Below are 23,922 nucleotides of genomic sequence, written 5' to 3'. Positions count from 1 at the left end.
CAATGCTGCCCGATCTCTGCGCTCCCGGAGCGTGGTGGCCTCCAGGCTGCGGGCTAGTCTCGCAGGCCCAAAACGGCGCACTGTCTGCGTTCAACGCCTTTCTTGCCGGCATTCTGGAGGGCATCGCCTCCTGGCTTTGGTCCTTCATCTCCGGCGCGTTCGGAGCATCCAACGTCGATGACTCCCAATGGGCGGCCGTGCAGGGCCTCACCGGATGGTGGCTTGTTGTCATGGCGACACCCCTCGTCGTCGCCATGATTCTGCAACTGCTGTCGGGTCTCATCGCCCAACAGTCGCGAAGGATCTGGCGTGCCCTGATCGGCGGCCTGCTGGCCATCCCCGCTGTAGGAGCTGCGGTCTACCTGATGCGGACGCTGACGCGCGTCAGCGACGAAGCATCAACGGCGCTTCTGGAGACGCTCGGCTCCGATCCGTACGTCGTCTTCATGCGCCTCTTTGGTTTCGAGCGGGCTCCCGCAGGATCTGTCAACGAGTGGAAGCTCGTGCTTGGGTCAGTTAGTACGGCACCATCGGCACTGAGCGGAGCGTTGGTCATAACAGTCTTCGCCACTCTGATCATCTGGATCCTCGCCTTCATTCTGATGTGCTCGATGATATTCAGGTCCTTTGCCCTCATCGTCCTCGGAGCAGTTGCTCCAGTGGCCCTGATGATGATGCCGTGGGAGAAGACGAAGTCATGGATGGCACGGTGGTGCGAGGTAGTGGTGGCCCTGCTTTTGGCCAAGCCACTCGCGGCGACCATCCTGGCCGTAGCCGTAAAGCTGTTTTCCGATTCAACCTCCTTTGCCGGGATCGCTGCGGGCGCTGTTGGCATGACTGTCGCCTGTGCGGCGCCGCTGCTTGCGCTCAAGCTTGTCGGCTTCGCCGGCGGTGAGCTGGCCGCAGCAGCAGGAGCTGCCGGCGGCGGCCAAACAGCACGAGCGGCGGCAGGGTTCTCCGGACGCCAACTAAGTCACCAGATCCGAAGCCATCACTTGTGGTTGGGACACGGTGGAGCATCGGGATTTTCACCCGTTCCCTCGACTCCCCGGTCTCTCACGGCAAGAGTCTCGCGGCCAGCCGCCACCATCCCGAGGCCTTCCGGCGCTCCAGATTCGGCGGTCGTCAGCTCATCCCAACTTCAGTTGCTCTCCGGGCCGCGGGGGTCCGACGCGCCAGCCCGTACGGCAGATCGTCCCGGGTTCGGGGCAGGCGCCAATGAGGCGGCATCCCGCGTACCGGGCTCCCAGCACGATACCGCCACAGTCCAGCCGGCTCCGGATATACCGCGCCCAGCCCCTCCGGCACCGAAACCTCCTGCACCAAAACCCGAAACAACTACGACGGTGATCCCACCAAGAATTGAAGGCCACCATGACTGACGAAACCGGGGGTCTCCATCCCGTCAGCTTCCCCCGGCAGGAACGACACGGTGTCCTGCTCGGACTGCAGTGGTATCAGTTGGCATTCGCGGGCTGTGGAATCCTCGCGGCATGCTTAGCGTCGGCAGTCGGTGGGCCCCAAAGGCTTTTCTGGACGAGTCCGCTCTGGCTCTCACTGCTGTTCCTCGGGTTTCTGCAGTACGCCAGGATTCCTTATCCAGTGTGGATCCTGACCGCGGCCCGCTTTACGGCGAGAAAAGCTACACACCAGACCACGTTCCTGGCGTCCCCCGAGAAGTCAGTGATCGTGGGGTCTCTGGTCCTCCCTGGGGGCCTCTCCACGCTGGTCATTCATCAGACGGCGGGAGGTTGGTGTTTCGGCGTCGACCGCGAGTCACGAGAAGCCTTCGCCGTTATTCGGTGCCGTGCCACGGCCTTTGCCTTGCTTGAAGACGAGGACAAGGCCTATGCCGTGCAGGAATGGTCCCGAGTCCAAGCCAACCTAGCCAAACGTCCAGGTGTTGCCCGTATTGCGATTCAGGACTACACCGTTCACTTCCCTGCCTCGGCGCTGGAGGAGTACTACAGGCGGCGTGTGGCAGCACGGAAGTCGATGTCGCCGGGAACCGAGTGGGGTGACCGCTCGTACCAGGATCTTGTGTCAGCAGCGGGTACAACGAGCAGCCATGACATTCTCTTGACCCTGGTGCTGGACACCGCCCGCGCTCGCCGGAGAATCCGCGACGCCGGAGGCGGGGCTGCAGGGATCGAGCAGACTCTGCGGTCGGAGCTGGAGGCGCTGGCGACAGGACTTAAGACCCACGGTGTGAAGGTCGAAGAATGGCTTTCCGACAGGCAGTTCGCGTCAATCCTCCGTGGGGCCTTTGACCCGTCCTCGGTCGTAGCGATCGAACAGCGAAAACGTGACGTTGAGGGCGTTGACCCTGCACAGTCCGGCCCGATGGGCATGGAGGAACACTGGTCGTATCTTCAGACAGACACGGGCTTCCACCAAACGTTCTGGGTTGCAGAATGGCCGCGGCAGAAGGTGTTCGCGGGCTTCCTTCACCCACTCGTCTATGTCGGCGGCTTTAGGCACGCCGTCACACAGGTCCTCAGGGCTGTACCCGCGGACCGGGCATTGAAGGACATCCGGTCCGCGCAGGAATCCCACGAGACCAGACGCCGGATCAACGCGAAGTTCGACCGGCCGACCACGCGCGAACAGCTCGCGGAGGAACAGGAGGTGCAGCAGCGCGAGGAAGAGATCGTCGCCGGCCACGGCGATGTCCGCCAGGCGGCGTACGTAACCATCACCGCCGCGACGCTGGAGGAGCTCTCGCGTTGCCGGCAGGAACTGGAATCTGCTGCTGCGAGCGCGTTCGTCGACCTTCGCCTGCTGGTGGGGCAGCAATGGGCTGCCTTCATCGCGGGCGGGCTGCCACTCGGTAGGGGACTCAAATGAAATCGAAGAGCAATAGGGTCGAGTTCATCTCCGCTGGTGAGACGCGGAGCGCTCGTCGGGAACGCCGCCGTCGACGTTTGGGAACGGACGACGGCGGCACGAAGCGAGTGTGGGAACGGCTGACGCGTGAGCCACTTGACGATGCGCCGAACGCAGAAGCCGCCAAACGCCGTCGTCCGGGTCCCCATGAGATGGCTGGTCAGCATCGACTTCAGCCGTCCCCGCACCGGGCTTCGACGATGACGTTTGCTGCCGCCTATCCGTTTCTCACTGAATCGGGGCTTGGGCACGAAGGGACATACATCGGCTCGGATGTCTTCGGCTCAGGCGCGTTCTCGTATGACCCTTGGATTCTGTACGACAAGGGAGTAATCAGCGGCCCGTCCATCGTGGTCATCGGCACCGTGGGAACGGGCAAGTCGATGTGCGCGAAGTCGCTGGTGGCGCGCTCGATCACGCTGGGCCGGAAGGCCGCCGTTGCCTCTGACCCCAAGGGGGAGTGGGTGCCGGTTGCGCGCGCTGTTGGGGGCAAGGTGATTTCCGTGGGTCCGGGGCGCCGGACGCGGGTGAATCCGCTGGACACTGGCCCGCGGGCGAGCGATCTGTCCAACGCTCAATGGCAGGCTGTTGTCCGGCAGCGTCGCCGGCAGCTGCTGGTAGCGCTGGTGTCGCTCATGCGCCAGGGGGCGCCGCTGCTGCCTGTCGAGCACACTGCGTTGGACATGGCCTTGACTGAAGCCGTGGCCGCCAACGCAACCCCAACGCTTCCCATGGTGCTCGACCGGCTTCTGGACCCGGCCCCGGAGACGCGCAAGCTCGTAGGGCCCGACGGCGGCACTTCAGTTGCGCACTCACTGCGCCGCACCGTCTCCGGTGACCTCGAAGGTATGTTCGATGCGCCGTCCACGGTCACGTTCGACGCGGATGCACCGATGATGGTGATGGACACGTCGGGGCTCATTGGAGCGTCCGAGCAGGCGCTCTCGCTCGCGGCCGCATGCAGTGCCACGTGGCTGGAAGCGGCCATCACCAACCCGGATGGCGGCAAGCGCCTGGTTGTCTACGATGAAGGCTGGCGCATGCTGGCCGACCCGTACATGTTGGTCAAGATGAGCGAACAATGGCGGCTGGCTCGCACATACGGCATCGCCAACCTGCTGATCATGCACAAGGTGGCCGATCTCAACGAGATTGGGGACAGCACCAGCGGGTACCGTCAGAAGGCCCTGGGCCTGTTGACTGAGGCCGACACTCGTATCGTCTACCGGCAGAAGCATGACTCGATGCGCCTGACTAAGGAGGCACTGGGGCTTACGGCTGCCGAGTGTGAACAGGTGGAGAACCTGCCCAAGGGCGTCGGACTTTGGAAGGTGGGGAGCCGATCGTTCATCGTCGCCAACAGGGTGACCACTGATGAGCTCGAAGTCTTCACCACGGACCACAGGATGCTGGAATGACACTCCGTCATCAGGAAGACGTCCCGCTCCTCAACCTCGGCCTCTTCTGTCTTGCCGGCTACCTCGCCGCATGCGCAGTGACTGAATGGGCCGTGAGCGTCGTAGCGCTGTGGCAATGCGGGACTGAGCTGAAGGTTTCGCATAGTCCGTTCGCCGTCGTCGTGCTGGTGACGGGGGATGTGGGCTCCATCGGGCACATCCCAGACAGCTGCACGATCGACATCTTCGTCGTTCGGTTGCTGCTGGGTGCGGCGCTCGCCGTTCTGGCCACCGGGGCAGTGATTGTATTGTTTGCGTGGCACGGCTGGCGGCAGTCGGGTGCCTGGCTCCGGCTTGAGATTCTAAGCCGCGAGGGGATCGCTAAACGGGCGGAGATAGCTCGGGAGTTTGGGCGGAGGGCGGCGCTGCGCCGGGGGCACGTGACGAGGCCCGGCCTCCAACGGCTGCGCCTTGCCGATGTGTCTTGGACCCTCGGCACCTCACGCAGCGTGAAGATCAACGTCTCCACCGAGGAATCGATGGTCATCCAAGGGGCGCCGCGCTCCGGCAAGGGCCTCTTTGTGGTCATCAACGCCATTCTCGATGCCCCCGGTGCCGTGGTGACCACGTCGACCCGAGCTGACAACCTGGCCGTGACGATGAAGGCCAGGGCCAGCGGAGGACGGCCGGTCACCGTGTTCGATCCTCAAGGGATGTCAGGGTTGGGCTCGACGCTTCGTTGGTCACCGGTCCGTGGCTGTGAAGACCCCGACATTGCTGTCCGGCGAGCGCTGGTGATCTCGGCCGACACACAGATGACGGGCGAGAATGCCGCCTGGCAAAAGCGTGCCCAGATCGTTCTTCAAACACTCCTGCATGCGGCGGCGCTCTCCGGCGAGGGAATCAGGGCCTTCCGCCGGTGGTCTTCCAACCCGGTGCTCGCGGCGGAGGCCTTGGAAGTCCTTCAGGGTCCGCGGGCGGCCCTTGGTTGGCAATCGGACCTGATGGGGATTCTGGAGGACGATCCCCGGAACACGTCGAACTCCTGGATCGGTGTATCGGCTGCAGTGGCGCCGCTGTGCTCCCCGAAAGTCCTCGCCGCCCTGGATCCGACGAATCCCGAGGACGAATTCGATCCCCGGACCTTCATCCGCGAACGCGGAACTCTGTACCTGATCGGCACGAAGTCCGGGGCGGCTGCCGCGGGGCCTTACCTGTCCGCTCTCATCGACGACATTGACGCCACAGCTCGGGAGATGGCCTTCACCGCCGCGGGCGGGAGACTCGATCCACCTCTTTCGCTGATCCTCGACGAGATCGCGAATCTCTCGCCCTGGCCCGGCCTCCCGGTGACATTGTCCGACGGCGGCGGAATCGGGATCTCCACCATGGTTGTCCTGCAGTCGCTATCCCAGGCCCGCTCAGGCTGGTCCATCGAGGAAGCCTCCACCATCTGGGAATCTGCCATCATCAAAGTCATTTTCGGCGGCGGATCGGACGAACGCGACCTTCGGGATCTTGCGGCATTGATGGGGGAGCGTCAGTTCACGTACAGGACCCGGTCTTGGTCCTCCCAAGGCCGGCAGATTGGCGAACAGATCCGCGATTTGCCTGTCATTGCCCTGCACGAGATCCGGCGGCTTCCTCCCGGAACGGCCCTGATGTTGGGGCGCCGAACACGGCCCATCCTGCTTGACCTCCGCGGTTGGCACCAACGGAAGGATGCGGCAGACCTGGGTCGGTTCAAGCAGGAGGCAGAGGAAGCCTTGGCATTGGGCCATGCCGCACAGCGTGCGCCTGTCGAAAAGGCTCCCGATGGGACAGTCTGAAGACGACGGCGATCCGCTGGCCCTGCTCTTCGACGAACTTGAGCCCAAGCCGCAGGGTACAACGACACCAACGTACAGGTGGCGGGACCTCGATCCGGACACAGTCAGGACCGCTTGGACGGAGTTGGACCTCTGGGTACGGTGGTTCGTCTCCACGTACAGGCTGTCGACCTCGGTCGTACCGGACTGCTGGTGGAGGCACGCTGAACTCGTTGCAGAACTATACGCACTGCAGAGGGCGGAACAAGCCTCCTATGGTGAAGCTGACTCCGGATTCGGCCCGCTCGGGTTCCACGAACGGATGTCGTTGGCCGTCGAGCGGCTTCGGGTCTACACCAAGGCTGTTGGTTGCGTCGGACTGCAGGCCCACAGGGAGGCCAAACCACGTGTGATGCCTGTAGGTGATTCAGAGTTCCTTGCTTGGAGCTCTGAATCGCACCAACTGCGCACGACGCCCCAAGATCATACGAACAGAACCGGCTGGTCGCATGGATAAGTGTCCGCTACTCGTAGGGGCGGATCCGTACTAAGAAGCGATGGAGGAGGCTGTCGTGGCCCCTGGCGGAGATGCGGCGTCGAACGCGGACAACGGCGCGGCTGGTAAGCGACTGGATCCCGAAGCGCGCGTCATCCAACTGACAGGCCAGCTCCATGCCATTCTCGAGGGCGCGATATCGTAGCCGGGTCGCTGGCATCAACTTTTGGATACGTCGGCCACGCTGTGGCGCTACTCCGGCGGAAACGTGGCACTGCTTAGGGCCCAGCGCGAACTGCTCGGGCTCCAACCGCCCACGCTGGTCGCCGGGTACCGCGAATGGGAGCGGCATGGCCGTTTGGTGCTCAAGGGTGAGCATGCGCTCTGGGTGCTGGCTCCGCGAACGGCACCCAATAACTCGGACTCCTCGGAAGCCTCTGGCAACGACACGGTCGGGGTCAGGGGAGTGGAGGAGCTCGGAGCCGTCCCGCGGGCTGACAGGAAGATTGTCGGCTGGCGCGGCCAGGCGGTTTTCGATGTCTCCCAAACGGAAGGCGAGCCGATCTATGTGCCGCGTGCCGGCGTCGGGATGGATGTCCCAGCGGGATTCTGGAAGTCCCTGGTTTGCGCTGCGGAACGCCGCCGTTTCGCCGTGGACGTCACGGGCAGCCAGCGCTCGATGTCGAGCGGTTTCACTGATTTTGCGGATAGACGGGTCCAGGTCGGTGCCTGGCTCGGTCCGGAGGACGCCGCGGCCGTCCTGGCGCACGAGCTCGGACACGTGCACCTTCATGGACCTGACGACAAAGTCGGAGCACTGTACGGCAGCGGGCTGCAGCACCGCGGACTCGCCGAGGTGGAAGCCGAGTCCGTCGCATATACGGTGTTGCGCGCGCATGGCATAGACCGTGGCGCTCAATCATCGAATTATCTCGCCGGATGGGCGGACAAGGTCATCGACGTCGAACGGACCGGGTGGGCCGGGGACGGGGAGCAGGACCACCTCCTGACGCGGATGGACATAGCCCGGTCGACTCTCGGCCGCGTGACCGCGACATGCCGCGACATCCTTCAAATCACCCAACCCGTCGGTGCGGGCGGAAAGCTGGCGTCGCTTCAGGCGCCCTCTGCTGCCGCGCAGGTCGATTCGCACCCGATCCACGCTTGGCCGCGCCCCGCGTCCTCCCACATCCGGGCGAAATGAGCTTCCAGATTTCCAGCCGGACTGGCCGGCTGGAATCGAGAAAGGTAGGCACCAAACCATGGGCACCAGAATCCCGGTATCCATTTCCGGCAACCTCGTCGCCGATCCGGAACTCTCCTTCGGTGAGTCGGGGGTCGCCCACGCGAAAATGCGTGTGGCCGTAAATCAGCGACTGCAGAATGCAGACGGCTCTTGGCGGGACGGAGAGCCGATCTTCCACAACGTGTCCGCGTTCCGCGCGCTGGCAGAGAATGTCGCCAACTCCCTGAAGAAGGGCGACCCGGTTGTTATCGGCGGGGAGATGGAATTCCGCCACTACGACAGGGACGGAGTGCAGCACGAGGCTCACCGCATCCTGGCCGACAGCGTGGGGCCCGACCTGCGCTACGGGACGGTCGCATTCCAGCGGACGCCCAAGGCGAGCGCCGAGGTGTTTGCGGGCCCCACAGGACCTACACAGCGGGACTTAGGACCAGGGGAGGACTGGGGAGCTGCACCGCAGGGAGGACTTTCTTCGGTTGCTGTCGGAGCGGGCCGGACATCGAATGGGTTGCAGATGTAAGTCCTTGGGCCGCATTGTGCTCTTGCTCTGGACATGTCCAGAGCAAGAGCGGTTCAATAGTAGATACGACGTTCCTGCGGCCCTTTGGACCGCTCGACGTCGGGTCGGTCGCCTCACCTTGGCCGGCCGATGCAATGACGGGATACCAATGGAAAATCCTTCATTCGTCGTAAATTCAATGCCAGCGGACAGCGCGGCGCTGGCATTCAGCTCGCTTCGGCTGCCGACACATCTGACATTAGAGCGGCTTGTCGCGGTGGTGGAGTCGATCCGCAACCGTCCCATAACCATCGATGTTGCCGACGGGCTCAACGGATCTACTCTCTGCGGGCTCTGGCTCTCGACAGACACGAAGGAAATCATTCTTCACGCGGCCACACCATCGGGACTTCATCGCCAACAATTCGTTCTCCACGAATTGAGCCACATGGTCCTGCGGCACGACGAGGTGGGCATTCCTAAGGACTATGCCAGCATTCTTTTTGCTAACATTCCCGAGGCGATGGTCAGGCGGGTCCTGATGCGGAGCAGTTTTGTCGATCGGCTGGAGGCAGCCGCAGAAACTCTGGCGGATCTCTTTGCAGCCGCCATCCGGGACAGCACGCTTGAACCCCGTTCATTCGAAAGAGTGTTCGGATGATCCAGACCATCGCCGCCGCTGTCATTTGGGGATTAGTGCTCTGCTTGTTGCCAGGGGTGAGACGCCGAAGCGACCAGAGCATCGTCGTCGCAGCCGTGACCATTGCGTCTTCACTCACTCTGAACATCGACCCCGTGTATATCGCCGGGGACGCGATCCTGGGTGGCCGCAACGTGTTGGACTTGAGCTCCAACACGCTGATGGTCGTCGGTATCTACTTCCTGTCGAGGGCGATCCTTCGCGCTGCGGATCCGAGTGAACTGCCCGCGACGCCGGACAGGTTCGGCTTGGCCGTCCTGGGCCTGGTGGTCGTGGGACTCGTTGTGAGCTTTAGTGTCATAGACGCGCCCCAATCGTCTACGAGCTTCATGTTGGACTACGGCGGGCAATGGTCTGCGGCGATCTATTCTGCGGTGCAGTTTGTGTACATGGGAGTAGTTGTGGGCGTGACAGGCTACACGTGTTTCAGATTCCGCGGAGACATGACCCGGCCCTACTTCCGCTTCGCGTTCACGCTGATTGGTGTGGGCTGTTCGCTGGCGGTAGTGCTGGTCCTGGCAGTGCTTGGGATGGACATATTCCATCTGCTTGGCGACCTGCACTCGATGCGCGCACTGTCTGTGGTCTACGACGGCGCCGTGCTGGGCGCCATGATCTTTTTGTGCGCAGGGCTGGCACTTCCGCCGGTAGCCCGTCGTGTTACTCGAAGGAGCGATGCGAAAACAGAAGCCTTGCTGGTTAACGGGCTGACGGACATCTGGGATAAAACCACCGGCACACGGACGGAGCTTCGGCTTGAGTCCGGTGTGAACGTTGCCGATCAGCGTGACTCCGCGAGATGGCGGCTTCATAGGATGCTCGTAGAAACCCAAGACGCGCTGCTCGTTGATCCGCCCCTTGCTAAGTTATTGAGCAACCAGGAAGTCGAGATGTTGGCACAAGCGGAGGAGTACCTAGCGGTGCACCAACGGGCGGGTCCGCATAAACGGTTAGGGGACATCGAAAGGAGGACGGCACCTCGTGGGAGATACAGCCGGCGAGTCTCAAGAAACGCCTCAAGCCAAACTTGCTCGGAGGCTCAACCTCCTGCTTGATCTGTTTGAGGCGCAGGGATCAGAATCGCTGACTTATCCGCAGATTAGCCAACACATGTCACAACTCGGGACGCCTTTGTCGCGCTCGCGGTGGGCCTACATGCGCAGCGGCGACAGTTCCTTAGCGACGGATGCAGCCTTGCTCCGGAATCTCGCAGAGTTCTTCGGCGTCGACTCGAACTACCTGCTGGACGAAACTGGTGATGTTCACGGGCTCGTTGATGCTCAGCTGCAGTTGCTGCGCACCATGCGAGAAGCTCGCGTGCGAAACTTTGCAGCCAGGCAGCTGCAGGGCATCTCTCCGGAAACTTTGGTTCAGCTTCGGAAGGTAATCGACGAACGGATGGGTGGTGGGGGTGACGACGGTGGTTCGTAAAGTCCTGCTCGGGCTGGGTGCAGTCGGGGGAGTCGGCGCCTTGATGGCCTTTCTAGGTGCCGCGTATTTCGCGCGCGAGGTTGTCGTTCCCAAGACCACGAGGAGGGAAGACCTACCTATCCGAAGGGTGTTTGGCGGACCTGACGGCGAGCTCTTGATTGAACTGCCAGCTTCGGCGCAGACATCAGCGCCGGGCCGTTACAGCATTTGGTTTGCCACCGGCACCGGTCATGCTTGTGTTGGACCAGTGGTCGCAAGCGATCTGGAAGCCGGCACTGTCACCCGCCTAGTGGAGCGGGTCGACTCTGGTGACCTGCCTGCCGCTACGGCTGGGATCTGGAGCGCGTACGTCTTTTCCAAGCCGGATCAGCTGGGGCTGCCCCATTCTGAGGTCGAGATACCGGTGGAAGGTGGGATAGCGCCGGCTTGGAGGTTTGACCCGGCGGAGGCCTCGTCGATGCCCAACTCCTGGGCCATCCATATCCATGGGATGGGTGGAAAGAGGGCCGGCGCCCTTCGCGGAGTGCCGGTGGCCGTCAGGCTGGGCTACTCGTCATTGGTTGTTTCGTTCAGGAACGACGGTGAGGCACCGCCGTCGGCTGATGGGCGGTACACTCTCGGGCAGACAGAATGGCTCGACGTCGAGGGGGCTGTGCAGTACGCCGTCGACAACGGGGCACAGCAGATTGTGTTGTTCGGATGGTCACTGGGGGCGTCGATAGCGCTTCGACTTGCCGATCTGTCGGCCCATTCGGACCGCATAGTCGCGTTGGTCCTGGATGCGCCCGTCATGGACTGGACGACGACGCTAACCGAGAACGCCAGTGCCAGCGGGCTGCCGCGTTGGATCTCATCGCTCGGGCTGCGCTTGCTGCAATCGCCGAAAATGCGGTGGGTCACGGGCATGAAAGATCCCATCGACTTTGCGCAGATGGCTTGGCTGAACCGGGCCGCAGAGATCAGCCAGCCCACGCTGGTGCTGCATGGACGGCAGGATCCCTCAACGCCATTCCATGTGTCACAGCAGGTCGCTGATCTCTGTCCCGATGTAATCCAGCTCGTTGCCTTCGACACTGTGGGGCATTCGCACGAGTGGAACCTGGATTCTAAATGCTGGGAGGACGCTGTAGTTGCGCTGCTGGCTCGGATGCCGCTCTGGTGATCGAGGAAAAGTAAAAGCAGGCTGAGACGGGCTAGGCGTATTTGCCCGAACCTCGTCAGTTGCATAGATCGCTGTCTGCAGGCGCGGGTGGACCCGCTTCAGTCTGCTTGTTCTGGATCGAAGGACGGAGAAAAATCTCAAGCCTTCTGCGCACGCGAATCTCAGCAGAAGTCCGACACATTGCCGTGGTCTCAGGGATGCCAGCAAGGAGACCACGGCAGGTGAGGGTTCTGGCTAGAACTGGGCGAGGGCAGCGGTCCTGCGGGATTTATAACCCTTGACGAAGGCGCTTATGTCCTTCAATCGCTCCAAGAGCTCTGGAGGTTCAGGCAGGCGCTTTTCGTTTCCTTCTCCCGTGGAGTGAACGTAAAAGTTATTGACCTCCATGCCCTCGTTGATGGTGGTGACGTCCTCAGCAGTCAGAGCCAGGAGTCCGCCAAGCTTCATGGTTGAAATGCTCGGTTTGTTCCGTGCCACAACTCCATTAATGACGATTTCCTCCACCGCATATTCCCAGGCTTTCCTGAGGTTGTTGGCAAAGTTTTCGCAGGCCCGTTGGTAGCCTGAGTCGTCCACAGCCTCAAACAGGGCTTTCGCGGCAGGATACAGCTCCTTTTCCAAGAGGGCGTAGAGGGGCGTGTACCCGCCCTTGGGCGTTCCGGTTCCGGCAACCTGCTGACCCGTACCGGTTGCTGCACGCTGAGTTATCTCGATGAAGGCACTCTTAACCTCGATGGGGCTGGGTATCCCCTCCTTGATTTGAGCCGAGAGGTCTTTCTTTACGCCCTCGTGCCAAAGTGCACCGACGAATGCCATGGAGTGAGTGAACACAATGACCTGCCGTGTGCGTGCTTCCTTTACCAGCCGCTGGGCAACCTTGATTTGGAAGGCCTGATCAAGGGAGTTCATCGGGTCATCAAAAATGATGGCTGAACCGTCACCACTGCTGGAGACATCGCTGAGGAAAGCAGCGATGGATACTGCGCGCAACTCTCCTTCACTCAGAACACCCTCAGCCGGCGTTTTGGCTTTCGCTGCGCCGTTGATGGTGAATGCAATGTTGCTCGTGCCTTTGCTGACCTTGCTGGCAACTAGTTCAACCTGCAGGGCGGGTTCGCTGCTACCGCCTCGCGGGCGGTCCTCCAAGATCATCAGGTTGTCCTTAAACTCCGCGGCAACTTGCTGGACGTAGTCAAAACATACCTTGCCCGAAAATACGGAAGGACCCGAGGTGGCACACTGTCCGATGACGGTCTGCCATGACTCAATGTGGATAAGTCTGTTATGGAGTTTCTTCAGTTCGGGAAGGGCCTTAGCAACCTTGGCACGGTCCTGCAGGTGCAACAGTTTCGCTTCCATGTCAGCGACGTCGGAACCATCCCCGGACTCAGCCCGGATCTTTTCTACGTCTGCCTCGAAGGTTTTCGCCATCTTGTCGATGAAGGTCACGCCACCGGTCAGGCTGTCACCGATCGTAAAACCTTCCACAGATCCGCCGTCTCCCTCCGCAACTTCGGAACCGTGGATGAACGGTGCAACGAGCGTATCAATGGATTCGGCTGTGTCTGTGTCAGCAGGAAGGTTGTCGAGGAAACTGCGTACAGTGAGAACGTCTGCACGGAGCTGGGTGAGGACGTCACCGTTTTCTTCTGCCAGCACGGTTAACAAGTGGTCATCAATCTGGTCGTCAGCCGCTGCGTTGCGGATGCCATCGACAAGCTGACTGCCTAGCCCGGTAAGCCGGCGGCGTTCTGCCGCGAGGTCAAGTTCCATCGCTTTATTGAAACGCCGAAGCCGCGCGTGTGCTTCAGCGGTCAGGGGCTGGTGGCACAACGGGCAGTTGGACATGTCTTCCGAAGGGAACTGGTCGTTCGTGAAGCCAACCTGGTCTGCATAGGTCTTGGCTGCGTTCCACATCTCGTGCCAATGACGGCTGAGAACTCCGGGGACTGCTTCTTGGGAGAAATCATGCTGAGTCTGTTCGGCTTCCTCAATCCTGGTGGCTCGCAGACGCTTCCAAATAACACACAGTTGCACAATCTGTTCAGCGGTGACCTTCTCAGCAAGTGTCTCGATTCTCCGTGCCTGAGTCGCCGTCATGTTCTGTTTCGTTTGTGCCTGAGCCTGTCTCGTGGCTTGGCTGTTCGTCTTCCTGTCACTGATGTTTACAGGAAGGGACTGCAGTTCAGACTCTTCGGTCTCATCCAGGCTTCCCATGACTTCAATAATCCCGTAGCCTCCGAACTTGCCGAGGGTGCCGAGCGCAGTCCTGACTTGTGCATCGGTGGCTTCCCTGTATATGCCGGGTGATGCCGTGCCCTGAACAGCAGCTTGCCGCATTCTGGCTTGGAGTGCCACGGCATCATAGGTAGCGATAAGGCTTTGCAGCATTTCCAGTCCGTCCGGTGTGACGGTCAGGGTCGTTCCCCTGCTTGAGACGTGGTTTTGTGCCGACTTGGAATCGTAAACGGCTACGCGGGAAAGGTGCGGGTCGCCACACGGTTTGCCAAGGTTCCATTCGTGGCTCTTCTCCTGGTCCCCCAGCAGGTATTCGATGGTTGCCCGTGGCTCGACATTGTCAGAAAGGAAAACGTTACCAAGGATGGATTCGGGGTGGCGGGTGTGGCAAGAGGACTTCAAAATCCTTGTATAGCCGGACTTCCCGACACCATTGAGACCAAAAACGATATTCAATCCCGTCGAGGACAAGGTGAGGTCTGTGTTAGCCCGCATCCGGTTGACGCCTTGGAGATGTGTGACCTTTTTTAGGGTGACAGCAGGGCTGTCCGAAGAACTACTAGGAATGTGTGCCTGTGTTAGGGGGTCTGGTGCAGGTGGGTCTATTCCATGGTCATCGTCGTCGAGACCAAGTGACTGCGACAGAGCTGCGATGAACGCGATTTCAGTAAGTTCATCCAAGTCAGCATCCGACAGGCTAATACTCCCGGCATGTCTGCGAAGTGCATCCTGTTGCCATGGCAGCAGACCTTGCGAATACGTGAGCACTTCGGAATAGATGGAACCAGCGATGACTTCCCCCAGAGATTGACGATGACAGGATGCACGGGTTTTTCGTGAAGTGTCGTTTCGTGCACGCGGGGTCACTGTGCAACCCCAGCACCTATTCTGGCGTGCCGGTCTGACATTCAGCGTCCAAGACTCGGCCAAACGCCTGGGTGGGCACCGTGTATTCAGCATCAGCGATGATTGCAACTCGCCCTTCTTAGTTTTCGCAGTGGCCCGGGACGCGCAAAGACTCGCCGGCGGCGGGGGGCATGCGTGTCCCTGAATGTGGCTGGTGGGGCTGTTGCGAGCTGCAGCCTTCTTGATTCCTACTCGATCGGTAAAAAACTTCGCGACGTAGCCGCGATGCTAGCCGCGAGTTCTGCAGTAGTCCGCCCATGCGGCTGCCGGCGCGAAGCCGTGATAGTTCTGAGCTTTCAGGTAATAGATCGGCGGCCATGGGCTGCCAAGCTGGATCTGGGCCGGATCAGGTGAAATCAGGAGGACGGCGCCTTCCCAGATCTCATTGGGCAGAGCCTCCATCCAGGCGCGCTGAACGTGATCGAATTGGTTCCAGCGCAAGGTCACCCATGTACCGGTCGGTTCCACCGCCTCTATGGACAGGATTGTGACTTCGGTCGTCGTTGCTACGTGAAGTCTGGCTGTCTCGAGCCTCTGCCACTGTTCGATCGCCAGCCTGGTCCACCTACTCGTCCGTCGCAGCCGTACTAGCCAGACGGCGCCCACGGCCGCAGCGAACACCAGGGATGAAACAACCAGCAGCCATGGGCTCAGTGACGCGGGAGTCGGCAAGATCGCGGTTGTGCTGAATGCAAGGCAGAGAACCGCGGAGGCACTGGCAACTAGCAGCCAGCCCGTCATTATCTTTGGCTTCACGAATGGATTAGCGTTCATTTGCACCGCCCGTTGACCCTCCAATTTTAGCTCCCGAGGTCTAGAGGCTGAACAGCGGCGGCCGTGCGAGAAGTTCGATTTAGCGTTCCGGAAGTTGTTGAGTCGTTCGTCCCCTGCGCTCCAGCAGCCATCGCTGCGATCACGGCGTGGACCCTCGAGTGTTCCGCGCCTAGAACGGCGTCGGACGGGTCAGGTTTGGGTCCGAGGGGGAGGATGTCACCGTCGATATCCCAGCGGTCACGGTAACTGGCAACCTCCCTGACGAGGCTATGCCATGCGTGCGGATCAATTGCGCCAGGAATCAAGGCCCGGAGCGTTTCTTTCCACGTGGCATCTTCTATTTGCGCTGCCCGAGTGGTGTTGCGGCGCCGTTGGGCAATGCGATGTTCGACCTTCTCCAGCAGCAGTTTGATGTCTTCCCGTGGGGCAATAGAAGTGGCCAGTTCAGCGCGGGCTTGATGGCCGGTTTCGGAGCGATAGAGTGAGCAGTCGTGAGCGGATACCGGATGCAGAGTCGTGGCCGCTCGCCGCAGTCCCGAGTGCGTCGACGAGGGCTTCCTCCGCAGCGGCGCGGTTCACAGCGGAAGCCCTCCTCCAGGCCGTGGTGAGCGGGCCCCAATCCCGTGATTGACGCAGCCGGTCAAGCGACTCGGGGGAGTGGTCGCTGATAAGGCGAGTGACGTCGTCGTGCGCGGAGATTTGGAGAAGGTAGTCCCGCTCCGCCATCAGCAGGCTCAGGGAGTCGGCCGTCGCCGCTTCGGAGGCCTGGACCTCATGGGCGGTGTGTTCGGCACCCTCTGCCGCGAGAACCTGGCTGAGGATCTGCTGCCAGTCCGGGAGGGTTGAGGGATCGATGGCGTGGTGGTCGCGCGGGTCTGGTTCGCACACATAGGCGGTGTTGGAGTGGCGTCCGCGGGTCATGGAGACGTAGAAGAGTTCGCGGGTGAGGCGTCCTTCCGAGACGAGGGTGTGCCCGGTGTCCACCGTGATTCCCTGGGAGCGGTGGGCTGTTGTGGCGTAGCCGAGTTCGACGGACTCGGCAAGGTAGCGGCTGGTCAGCGTGATGGTGGCGCCGGTGTCGAGCCGTATGCCTGTGACAGAGCCATCCAAGGCCGGCGGATCTGTGATTGTGATGAGTGTGCCGTTTCGGATGAAATCGCCTGTTTCGTCGGTAAGGCGACGGTCGTTGCGGCGGGCCAGGATCCTGTCCCCGCGGCCGGCGTGTAGTCCGTCGCTGAGAATGACGGTTATTTCCGGGTCGACGCTGCCGGTGGTGACTAGGTCGGCCTGGGCGCGTTCGTTGAGCATGGCGACGGTGTCATTGTCGGGCGCGATAAGGATGGATGACCGGCCGGCCTGAACGTCTGTGTTCCAGCGGTCGTAGGCGGCGTCGACCATGGCGTCGTATGTGCCGGCGCGGATCCGGCCGCGGCTGTTGTAGTCCTGGATGGCCTGGAAGTCGCCCGACCTAAGTTTGAGGGAGCTCTGGCGCTCCCAGGACTGGCTGAAGCGCCAGATGGTTGTCAGTTGCGCCGCTTTGCCGGTGCGGCTGAGCCACCCGAGCATGCCGCCGGCGTCGATCGCGTCCAGCTGGGCAGGGTCGCCGACGAGGACGAGTTTCGCGCCGGCTGCCTCGGCCTGATCGACAAGGGCCGCGAGATGATGCGTGGGAACCATGGATGCTTCGTCGACGATGACCAGCTGGTTGGTGCGGAACCGCCATCTGGATTGTGTCGCGGTGAGTACGCTGAGCTGCTGCGCGAGCCTTTGTATGTAGCGCGCGGACGACGAGTCGCGGCCTGCTGTGGCGAGGGCTACCAGGTAGCGTTGCTCGGCGTCGAGGTATTGTTCGGCGCGGTTGGCGGCTCCGGGGCCAGTGGATTCGTAGAGCCATTTGGTGACGTTGTCCGTTGCCAGGTCGAGCTCGTGTCCGAGGACGTCGGCCGATGCCGCGGCGGGGGCCAGACCGATGACGCTGCCCGATCCGTGCTGTGCTTCCCAGAGGCTCTTTGCCGCAGCCATGGTGGTGGTCTTGCCGGTTCCGGCCGGCCCTACGACGGCGTCCAGCCGGCGCCCGCTTCCCAGGATGCTGGCCGCTGCGTCGAGCTGGTCCGGCCACAACCCGACGCCCCTGGCGTTCGTGTACTCGGTGAGGGCGGAGCATGCGGACGGAGACAGCGCGGGGGCATCTGTTGTGTGGTGGGCTGCCATGACGCGGACCTCGTTGGCCAGCGTGGACACGTCGGTGTATAGGTGGTCGCTGGGCCAGTCGAAGACGCTGTGCCCATCGAAGGCCAGATCGGGAGCCGTGCTGGCCACTGGGCCGTAGCGGAACTCACTGAGTGGCACGGATTGCTCTTCTGCGGCGGTCGCGACGGCATCCATGATGTGCCGCCGGTCCTCTGGACTCGCGCAGCGGAGTTCGAGGCAGATGCGTTCCGCTTCAGCGAGCAGGTTCCACCGGCTCCACGTGGCTCGTCGGCCGGCAACAGCGTGTTCCACAAGCCTTCCTGTGGACTGTATCCAGTCCGCGGCGAGGTCCGATTGGTGCAGTGGTGCAGTGCGTGAGCGGTTGATGGTTTCGGCGACGACACGTTCGGCGTCGAACTCGATGGCGGCCGCGCGGTTCCGCCACTCGAGGGTCCGTGTGGAGAGTGGGACGATGAGGTCGGGCTTGGCGGTGCGGGTGGACAGCGTGGCCTGCTGGCGAAGCCGGATCTTGGTAGTGGCGGTGGGTTCGCGGCCGTGGGTTTCGGCCCAGTCCTGGACAAGCCGGTCAGTTTCAACGTCGATCAGCCGGGTTCGGCTGGAGAACTCACGGATCAGGATGTCGTCGACGCCGGTGAGCTCCAGTTTGGGGTTGAGCTCGGTCTTGCCGGGCCGGCGGACGTCGGCGGCCGTGCCGAGGTCGCGTTTGAGCTGGTCAAACAGGAGACCGTTGTAGTGCTCGCTCGCGGCGACGGTGGCCTTGTAGAGGGTGCGTGAGTCCAGCGTGCCCCAGGCGCCGTCGGAGTTGCGTTGGACGCGGTTGGCAATCACGACATGGGTGTGAAGCTGGGGATCTCCGGTCCGGGATTCCCAGTGGTCGAAGGACGCGGCGACTGCGCCGCGGACGCTGAGCCGGGCGATGCCGTTGTGGCCGGCGCGGGTGTGAATCGCCGTTGCTTCCAACCAGACCATCGTTGCGTCGAGGGCGGAGTGGTGGGCTCGCAGGATCCTGGCCTTGTCCACGCTGTCGGCCAGCGCCCAGAGCACGGAGATCGATTTCGGGACACTGAACGTCAGGTCAAAACCTGCCACGGTGGGGCGCCTATTCTGCGGGGCTGCGTGCGACGAAGGCGGATCCTGGTGTGGATGCCTGCCCAACGCTTCGCCCGTCGTCGGATTTTCAGCCCGTTCGAAGAGCGCCTGAGCCGCCGATGGTGTGACCGTGGAGCCGGATTCGACGCCGATGCCGGCCAGGCCGGCACCCAGCCAGCTGCCCTGCGGGTTGCTGGACTGCGTGTAGTAATCGGTCAGGTTGCGGGTTGCGACGTCAGCGCGCAGGGTCGTCTTGAGCAGGTACTTCACGCCGGACTCACTCGACAGCCTGGCTATCGATACAGTCATGGGTCGGTCCTGCCTGTGTTCCATCCCCGGCGAGTGAAGACGTCGGTGACCCGTTCCCCCAAGTGGGCGCCCGCCGTCGTGAACGAGACAAGGCGAGCGGCCAGCAGCTGGAGGTCGCTCAGGTCCTGCCCGCGGTGCTGGCGCAGCGACCAGTTTTCGCTCTGGAGACGGCGGCAACGTTCTGCCAATGCGGTCGCCGTGGAGATGGCTTGATCGGCTGAAACGGCCATCTTGTGTAGCCGGTCGTAGGCCGTCGCCAGTTCAACGTCGTGGTCGGCCGAGGCCTTGTGCAGTCGTCGCTCGTAGCCTGTGCGAAGACGTGAGACCTCAGCGCGCTGCGGCGTCGGCCGCTCATCTTTGTCAGTTCGATGGGGAACTGTTTCCGGGGGCTGTCCCGAGTTACGTCTCTGGCGCAGACGTGCCGCGCGGTAGCGTCGTTGGCGCCGCCTGCTCGCACAGGCTGACGTGCAGTAGACCTGCCCACGGCGGGTGGGCGTGAAGGCGGTGTGGCATTCCGGGCAAGTTTGGTCTTTCACACCCGTTCATGGGTCCGGGTGCAGGACTCGGCATGACTCGGCGTTATGTGCTTCGTTACGGCGCATTGCAAGATGCCAGAGGTGTGAGGCGCTCTTGTGCCTAGGCGGCGCGGGCTTTGGGGGGCGTGGGAGGGTGAGCCACGTGGCAGACAGCTGGGCTGAAGGGGTTGGCCTGAAATCGTGATTGCCGGCGGGTCCATGAGTGGGGGATTGGGTTGGGGTGGATTCGGGCACAGGAAAAGACCGTCGACGGCGGGTCGACGGTCTTTGGATTGCTCAGCCGTGGAGGGGTCTAGAAAATGCCGTTCGGTGTTGGCTGGGTGCCAGGGGCGTGCTGGAGCGCTCGGATTAGCCGCTCGATTTCGGTCGGGTTGAAGCCAGACCAGTGGTGTTGGTCGTCGACTACAACGACGGGCGCTTGTCCGTAGCCGAGGTCCTGCACGTATTCGAGGGCCGCGTCGTTGGTGGTGAGGTCGACGCTCGTGTAGTTGAGGCCTGCCTTGTCGAGGCTGAGGGCTGTCAGGCGGCATTGCTGGCAGCCGGGCTTGCCGTAGAGAACGATGTTCATGGTGTCGGCTCCCTTCTGGGGTTTGGTTAGAGCGTGCGGTAGGCCTGGGTTTTGCTCGTGGCCCATCCTGCGACGAGGCCGCAGCCGAGCATCTGGTTCATGAGACGGGCGAGGCGGTAGTCCGGGTCGTAAGTCCGGGCGAGGTCCATCAGGTCGGAAGCGATGGAGCCTTTGCCTTTCCACCAGGCGATGCACCCGAGAACGGTGAGAGGGGCCGCGGCATACTCGGGGGCAGCGACGGCATAGAGCTGCCGCAGCAGTGCTTCGGCGGTGTCGATCCGGTCCCAGTCAGGCGCGGTGTCGGATTCGCCGAACAGGAGGAGTTCCATCGGAAGGTCAAGACCGGGTGTGTCCGCGATGAGCCTGTCCCTGAGCTCGGGACTCTGTAGGTGGGCGAGGACTTCGGCGAGCTGCTCCGTCGTCGGCTCCTCCCCGTCGTCGAGGAGGCTGGACCAGATTCCGCGGGCGTCGGCTGTCCGCTGTGAGTAACTTTGCGTCGCCGCGGCTTTGAGGTGAGTGTCGACGTCGGCGGTGAATTCAGGCGTGACCGTTCGGTTCGGGAGTGTCAGGGCTAGGCTCTCCTTGATTTGGCTGCCGCGGAAGATGAGTTCGGCGTTGAGCACGCTTGATTGGACGGTAGTAAGCGGGATGTCCGGGCCATAGGAGACGGGGTGGATCCTGAACTCGGCCATGGAGGTGGGGCCGACAATCCAGCCGGCCTGGATCGGCATCCCGGCCAATGCCAGTTGCTGGGCGAGTGATTCGACGAGAGGGCCGAAGAGGGCCTCACTGTCGTTGTCGCGGGTGGTGTCGGTAAAGATCGCGAAGACGGCCGCCGTCGCGTCCTGGTCGCTGCGGAGGTATCCGCCGACTTTTCGTGCGTACATGTGGGCGTGGTCGGGTGTGGTGGGCAGGTCCAGTCTGAGGGTTGCTCCCATTCTGTTTTCTTGGAGTGAGATGCAGACGAGGCTTTCGTGGGGCCAGTAGCCGAGGCTGTGGCCGATGAGGCTGACGAGGTCGGCCGGTGTGGTGATGTGCAGGGTGTCCATGGTGATCTCTCCTCCGTGGTTGGCAGGGCCCTTTTTTGTTGGCTTGGGCTTCTGCTTTGGTGGGGCCTTCTGGTAGAGGAATCACCGCTGGGTATGAGGGACCGGAGGGCAACCCGGGGAACCGGGCAGGGGGAGGAGATTGTTGTGAGGAAATAAGCGACGTAGGAGCGCCGAGGAACAATCTCCGGGGGAATGACCGGCGCGTAGCGCGCGGGTTGCGTGCAGGGACCGCCCAGCGATGATGGGGGACCAGAAGGGTCGATTGGTGTTGGGATTCCTGCGCAAAAAGGAGGCTTGGCATGTTCGGGATTAACGTTGGGCCCGGATCAGATGGTTTGCCTGGGCAAGTCAGGTCTGGGAGAACGATATCGGCGGGTCGCTGCCATCGTCCTTCTGGATCCACGCCAGAAAATCTGCCAGCGACATCATCCAGTAGTAGTCGCGATAGTTCAGTCGCCTGGCCCCGTCACAGTGGATGCCCCAGACCGTGCTTCCGTGACCATCGGAAGTGGCGTCCTGTGAGCGTGGGACGTCCCGGCGCGGACCTGGCGTTGCGGCTTGCTCCGGAACGCTCATATCTGGGGTGTTTTGATCGTCGAGCATGGTGCCCTCCTGATCGGCAGATCCTGGATGACCTCGGCACCCCTTACATGGAAGTGACTCGATCTGGTGCATGACCGTTACCAAAGCAGCAGGCAAGTGCGACCGGTGAGAGCCGAAAGGTCCTTCACGGAGGAGTTGCAGCACTGCGGCATGACGTCGATGGTCGTGCCACGTCCCGCACTGAACAGCGACGCTGGCTGGCAAATTTGATCGGACGTGATCACAGAATTTACCCACCTCACGGCCGTCAGCGTGGACACAGTTATAAAGTAGGGTGGGTCAATGAACCCCAAGAATCTGCTCGTCCGCGAGTATCTGCGCAGGTCAAAGGATCGTAGTGGCAAGGGCAAAAGTCCTGACCAGCAGCACGCGGAGAATGCCGCAGCTCTTGCGCAGCAGGGATGGGATCTCCATCCTGAGCCTTACCGGGACAATGACCGAAGTGCCAGCCGGTACTCGAAGCAGGCGCGTGAGGGCTTTGCACGCTTGATGATGGACCTGGAAGAAGACACCTTTGGTGCTGGTGCACTTGGGCTGTGGGAGTCAAGCCGTGGATCACGACGGACAGGGGAGTGGGTCGATCTCATCGAACTCTGTGAGGAGCGTGGTATCCGCATATGGGTGACAACGCACGGCAGGTTGTATGACCCGGCCAATGCCCGGGACCGCCGATCATTGCTGGAAGATGCGGTCGACTCGGAATATGAGAGCGCCAAGACGAGTAAACGCCTGCAACGCGACATGCGCTCCAACGCCGAAAAGGGCCGGCCGCACGGCAAGAAGATCTACGGCTACCGGCGCATCAAGGATTCTGAGACGGGCGCCCTGGTCCGGGTTGAGCCTCATGAACATGAGGCCTCTATCGTGCAGGAGGCAGCACGGCGCGTCCTTGCCGGACAGACTTTTTATGCCATCGCCAAGGACTTCAACGGACGCGGCATCCCGCCGAGGCGTGAGACCCGCAAAGAGCATCGGCAGGGCCTTGGCTGGACGCCCCCGGCCGTCAAGCAGATGCTGACTATGCCCGCCTATGCGGCAAAACGTCAGCACCAGGGGGAGATCATCGGTGACGCTATGTGGCCGGCACTCATTGAGCTGGAAACCTGGGAGAAACTTCAGATCGTCATGAGTCCTCCGGAGCGCAAGCGGACTAACGACTGGCCGGCCAAACACCTGCTCACCGGTATCGCGGTGTGCGGTGTGTGCGGGGCTCCGATGCGAATAGGTAAGCAAAACGCCGGACGACGGAAGGACAGGGTAACCGGGGAACCGTTGCCGAAGCCTGTTGATGACCACGGCAATGAGCTGCCGTATCCGTTTTACAACACCTACGTCTGCGTCGGGGTGCCCGGGAAGACGGGCTTCCACGTCGCGATGCGCGATTCGCACCTGGACGAGGTTGTTACCGATCTAGTGTTGACCCGGCTGGAGCGGCCTGATTTCTTTGCGATGATCGGGGAGCGTGACACGGACACCGACGCCAAGCGCCAGGCCATATTGGCGGAGATTGCGAGCTATCAGGACTACCTGGACAGGGTCCGCGAGGACGCCGCCCAGAAACTCAGGTTTGATCTGGTCCTGGATCAGGAGGCCAGAATCGGGCCGAAGATCAAAGCAGCCCAGAACCGGTTGGAAAAGCTCGTTGAGATGGACCCGGTCGTGGTGCGGCTCGTGCGGGAAGGGGCGGCCCGAAAAGGGTGGGCCGAACTGGACTTACCCCACAAGCGCCGCGTCCTCCGTGCGGTGGCGACTCCGAGGGTTAATAGGGTTAAACCCGACGCGAAGGGAAAGAGAGGCATCAACCACGAACGTATCGATATGGTTTGGCACTGAGAATCAGTAACTATGTCTCTCTCTATGATGCTAAGTGAGACACGTGGTTGGGTCCTAAGGGTTGGAACTCGAAACGCAAATCTGTGGGTTTTGACGGTGCTTGGCGGCGTTTTGTTGTCGCTGTGTGTCGTGATTGCGGATGAGCTGTGGCTGCTGACGGCCGTCCGTTCATGCGGAATCG

Annotated in this window: 19 protein-coding genes; 13 read left to right on the top strand and 6 right to left on the bottom strand. The window is 62.0% G+C overall.

Annotated features, from left to right (window positions below):
• Positions 1–2: 2 nt before the first annotated feature.
• The 12 genes from NG701_RS16770 to NG701_RS21245 all read left to right on the top strand — a co-directional run bounded on the left by NG701_RS16770 (position 3) and on the right by NG701_RS21245 (position 11,625).
• Positions 3–1,382, top strand: a complete 1,380-nt coding sequence (locus tag NG701_RS16770; RefSeq protein ID WP_252568927.1) for a hypothetical protein — start codon at positions 3–5, stop codon at positions 1,380–1,382.
• The gene (locus NG701_RS16765) at positions 1,375–2,847 is read left to right on the top strand and encodes an SCO6880 family protein (RefSeq protein WP_252568924.1); all 1,473 of its coding nucleotides are present in this window, start codon (positions 1,375–1,377) and stop codon (positions 2,845–2,847) included. The genes NG701_RS16770 and NG701_RS16765 overlap by 8 nt, the downstream gene beginning before the upstream one ends.
• 239 nt (positions 2,848–3,086) lie before the next feature.
• Complete coding sequence (locus tag NG701_RS16760; RefSeq protein WP_252568921.1) at positions 3,087–4,304, top strand: putative type IV secretion/conjugal transfer ATPase; 1,218 nt, start codon at positions 3,087–3,089, stop codon at positions 4,302–4,304.
• Entirely contained in the window at positions 4,301–6,112 is a 1,812-nt protein-coding gene (locus tag NG701_RS16755) for a type IV secretory system conjugative DNA transfer family protein (RefSeq protein WP_252568919.1), read from the top strand. Before NG701_RS16760 ends, NG701_RS16755 begins: the two co-directional genes overlap by 4 nt.
• Entirely contained in the window at positions 6,099–6,608 is a 510-nt protein-coding gene (locus NG701_RS16750; RefSeq protein WP_252568918.1) for a hypothetical protein, read from the top strand. Before NG701_RS16755 ends, NG701_RS16750 begins: the two co-directional genes overlap by 14 nt.
• Positions 6,609–6,663: 55 nt before the next feature.
• Positions 6,664–6,792 (top strand): hypothetical protein, encoded by a 129-nt coding sequence (locus NG701_RS21045; RefSeq protein WP_256475891.1) that lies wholly within the window; start codon positions 6,664–6,666, stop codon positions 6,790–6,792.
• A 21-nt stretch (positions 6,793–6,813) separates the two neighbouring features.
• A complete protein-coding gene (locus NG701_RS16745) occupies positions 6,814–7,791 on the top strand; it encodes an ArdC-like ssDNA-binding domain-containing protein (protein ID WP_252568916.1) in 978 nt (325 codons plus the stop codon).
• 58 nt (positions 7,792–7,849) lie between these two features.
• The gene (locus NG701_RS16740) at positions 7,850–8,353 is read left to right on the top strand and encodes a single-stranded DNA-binding protein (protein WP_252568915.1); all 504 of its coding nucleotides are present in this window, start codon (positions 7,850–7,852) and stop codon (positions 8,351–8,353) included.
• Between the two features lie 148 nt (positions 8,354–8,501).
• Positions 8,502–8,993: a hypothetical protein gene (locus NG701_RS16735; protein WP_252568914.1), complete on the top strand. Its 492-nt coding sequence runs from the start codon at positions 8,502–8,504 to the stop codon at positions 8,991–8,993.
• Positions 8,990–10,087 carry a hypothetical protein gene (locus NG701_RS16730; RefSeq protein ID WP_252568913.1) on the top strand — a complete coding sequence of 366 codons (1,098 nt, stop codon included), beginning with the start codon at positions 8,990–8,992 and terminating at the stop codon, positions 10,085–10,087. The genes NG701_RS16735 and NG701_RS16730 overlap by 4 nt, the downstream gene beginning before the upstream one ends.
• A gap of 100 nt (positions 10,088–10,187) precedes the next feature.
• Positions 10,188–10,463, top strand: coding sequence for a hypothetical protein (locus NG701_RS16725; RefSeq protein WP_252568911.1), 276 nt, complete (start codon positions 10,188–10,190; stop codon positions 10,461–10,463).
• On the top strand, positions 10,444–11,625 hold the full coding sequence (locus tag NG701_RS21245) for an alpha/beta hydrolase family protein (RefSeq protein ID WP_252568909.1): 1,182 nt from the start codon (positions 10,444–10,446) through the stop codon (positions 11,623–11,625). The genes NG701_RS16725 and NG701_RS21245 overlap by 20 nt, the downstream gene beginning before the upstream one ends.
• A 234-nt stretch (positions 11,626–11,859) precedes the next feature.
• On the opposite strand, the gene NG701_RS21240 is transcribed toward NG701_RS21245, so the two are convergent.
• The 6 genes from NG701_RS21240 to NG701_RS16690 all read right to left on the bottom strand — a co-directional run bounded on the left by NG701_RS21240 (position 11,860) and on the right by NG701_RS16690 (position 21,908).
• On the bottom strand, positions 11,860–14,730 hold the full coding sequence (locus NG701_RS21240) for an AAA family ATPase (protein ID WP_252568908.1): 2,871 nt from the start codon (positions 14,728–14,730) through the stop codon (positions 11,860–11,862).
• Between the two features lie 267 nt (positions 14,731–14,997).
• Complete coding sequence (locus NG701_RS16710; RefSeq protein ID WP_252568906.1) at positions 14,998–15,543, bottom strand: hypothetical protein; 546 nt, start codon at positions 15,541–15,543, stop codon at positions 14,998–15,000.
• Between the two features lie 444 nt (positions 15,544–15,987).
• Positions 15,988–19,152, bottom strand: a complete 3,165-nt coding sequence (mobF, locus tag NG701_RS16705; RefSeq protein ID WP_252568905.1) for a MobF family relaxase — start codon at positions 19,150–19,152, stop codon at positions 15,988–15,990.
• A gap of 828 nt (positions 19,153–19,980) precedes the next feature.
• A complete protein-coding gene (locus tag NG701_RS16700) occupies positions 19,981–20,256 on the bottom strand; it encodes a glutaredoxin family protein (RefSeq protein ID WP_252568903.1) in 276 nt (91 codons plus the stop codon).
• Between the two features lie 26 nt (positions 20,257–20,282).
• Positions 20,283–21,305 carry a DUF4192 domain-containing protein gene (locus tag NG701_RS16695; protein WP_252568902.1) on the bottom strand — a complete coding sequence of 341 codons (1,023 nt, stop codon included), beginning with the start codon at positions 21,303–21,305 and terminating at the stop codon, positions 20,283–20,285.
• A 348-nt stretch (positions 21,306–21,653) separates the two neighbouring features.
• On the bottom strand, positions 21,654–21,908 hold the full coding sequence (locus NG701_RS16690; protein ID WP_252568900.1) for a hypothetical protein: 255 nt from the start codon (positions 21,906–21,908) through the stop codon (positions 21,654–21,656).
• Positions 21,909–22,190: 282 nt separating this feature from the next.
• On the opposite strand from NG701_RS16690, the gene NG701_RS16685 reads away from it, so the two are divergent.
• Complete coding sequence (locus NG701_RS16685) at positions 22,191–23,741, top strand: recombinase family protein (protein WP_252568898.1); 1,551 nt, start codon at positions 22,191–22,193, stop codon at positions 23,739–23,741.
• Positions 23,742–23,922 lie beyond the last annotated feature (181 nt).

Source organism: Pseudarthrobacter cellobiosi, assembly GCF_023913815.1.
GTDB classification, from domain to species: Bacteria; Actinomycetota; Actinomycetes; order Actinomycetales; family Micrococcaceae; genus Arthrobacter; species Arthrobacter cellobiosi.
Note: the sequence above shows the minus strand (reverse complement) of the source record. Positions and strands in the feature narration are given on the sequence as shown.

Excerpts from the sequence above, each read along its gene's own strand:
- NG701_RS16760 (WP_252568921.1), top strand. The coding sequence starts at position 3,087 with ATGACGTTTGCTGCCGCCTATCCGTTTCTCACTGAATCGGGGCTTGGG.
- NG701_RS16750 (WP_252568918.1), top strand. The coding sequence starts at position 6,099 with ATGGGACAGTCTGAAGACGACGGCGATCCGCTGGCCCTGCTCTTCGAC.
- NG701_RS16685 (WP_252568898.1), top strand. The coding sequence starts at position 22,191 with ATGAACCCCAAGAATCTGCTCGTCCGCGAGTATCTGCGCAGGTCAAAG.
- NG701_RS16710 (WP_252568906.1), bottom strand. The coding sequence starts at position 15,543 with ATGAACGCTAATCCATTCGTGAAGCCAAAGATAATGACGGGCTGGCTG.
- mobF (WP_252568905.1), bottom strand. The coding sequence starts at position 19,152 with ATGACTGTATCGATAGCCAGGCTGTCGAGTGAGTCCGGCGTGAAGTAC.
- NG701_RS16765 (WP_252568924.1), top strand. The coding sequence starts at position 1,375 with ATGACTGACGAAACCGGGGGTCTCCATCCCGTCAGCTTCCCCCGGCAG.
- NG701_RS16730 (WP_252568913.1), top strand. The coding sequence starts at position 8,990 with ATGATCCAGACCATCGCCGCCGCTGTCATTTGGGGATTAGTGCTCTGC.
- NG701_RS16700 (WP_252568903.1), bottom strand. The coding sequence starts at position 20,256 with ATGAACATCGTTCTCTACGGCAAGCCCGGCTGCCAGCAATGCCGCCTG.
- NG701_RS16735 (WP_252568914.1), top strand. The coding sequence starts at position 8,502 with ATGGAAAATCCTTCATTCGTCGTAAATTCAATGCCAGCGGACAGCGCG.
- NG701_RS16695 (WP_252568902.1), bottom strand. The coding sequence starts at position 21,305 with ATGGACACCCTGCACATCACCACACCGGCCGACCTCGTCAGCCTCATC.
- NG701_RS16770 (WP_252568927.1), top strand. The coding sequence starts at position 3 with ATGCTGCCCGATCTCTGCGCTCCCGGAGCGTGGTGGCCTCCAGGCTGC.
- NG701_RS16690 (WP_252568900.1), bottom strand. The coding sequence starts at position 21,908 with ATGCTCGACGATCAAAACACCCCAGATATGAGCGTTCCGGAGCAAGCC.
- NG701_RS16740 (WP_252568915.1), top strand. The coding sequence starts at position 7,850 with ATGGGCACCAGAATCCCGGTATCCATTTCCGGCAACCTCGTCGCCGAT.
- NG701_RS16755 (WP_252568919.1), top strand. The coding sequence starts at position 4,301 with ATGACACTCCGTCATCAGGAAGACGTCCCGCTCCTCAACCTCGGCCTC.
- NG701_RS16725 (WP_252568911.1), top strand. The coding sequence starts at position 10,188 with ATGCGCAGCGGCGACAGTTCCTTAGCGACGGATGCAGCCTTGCTCCGG.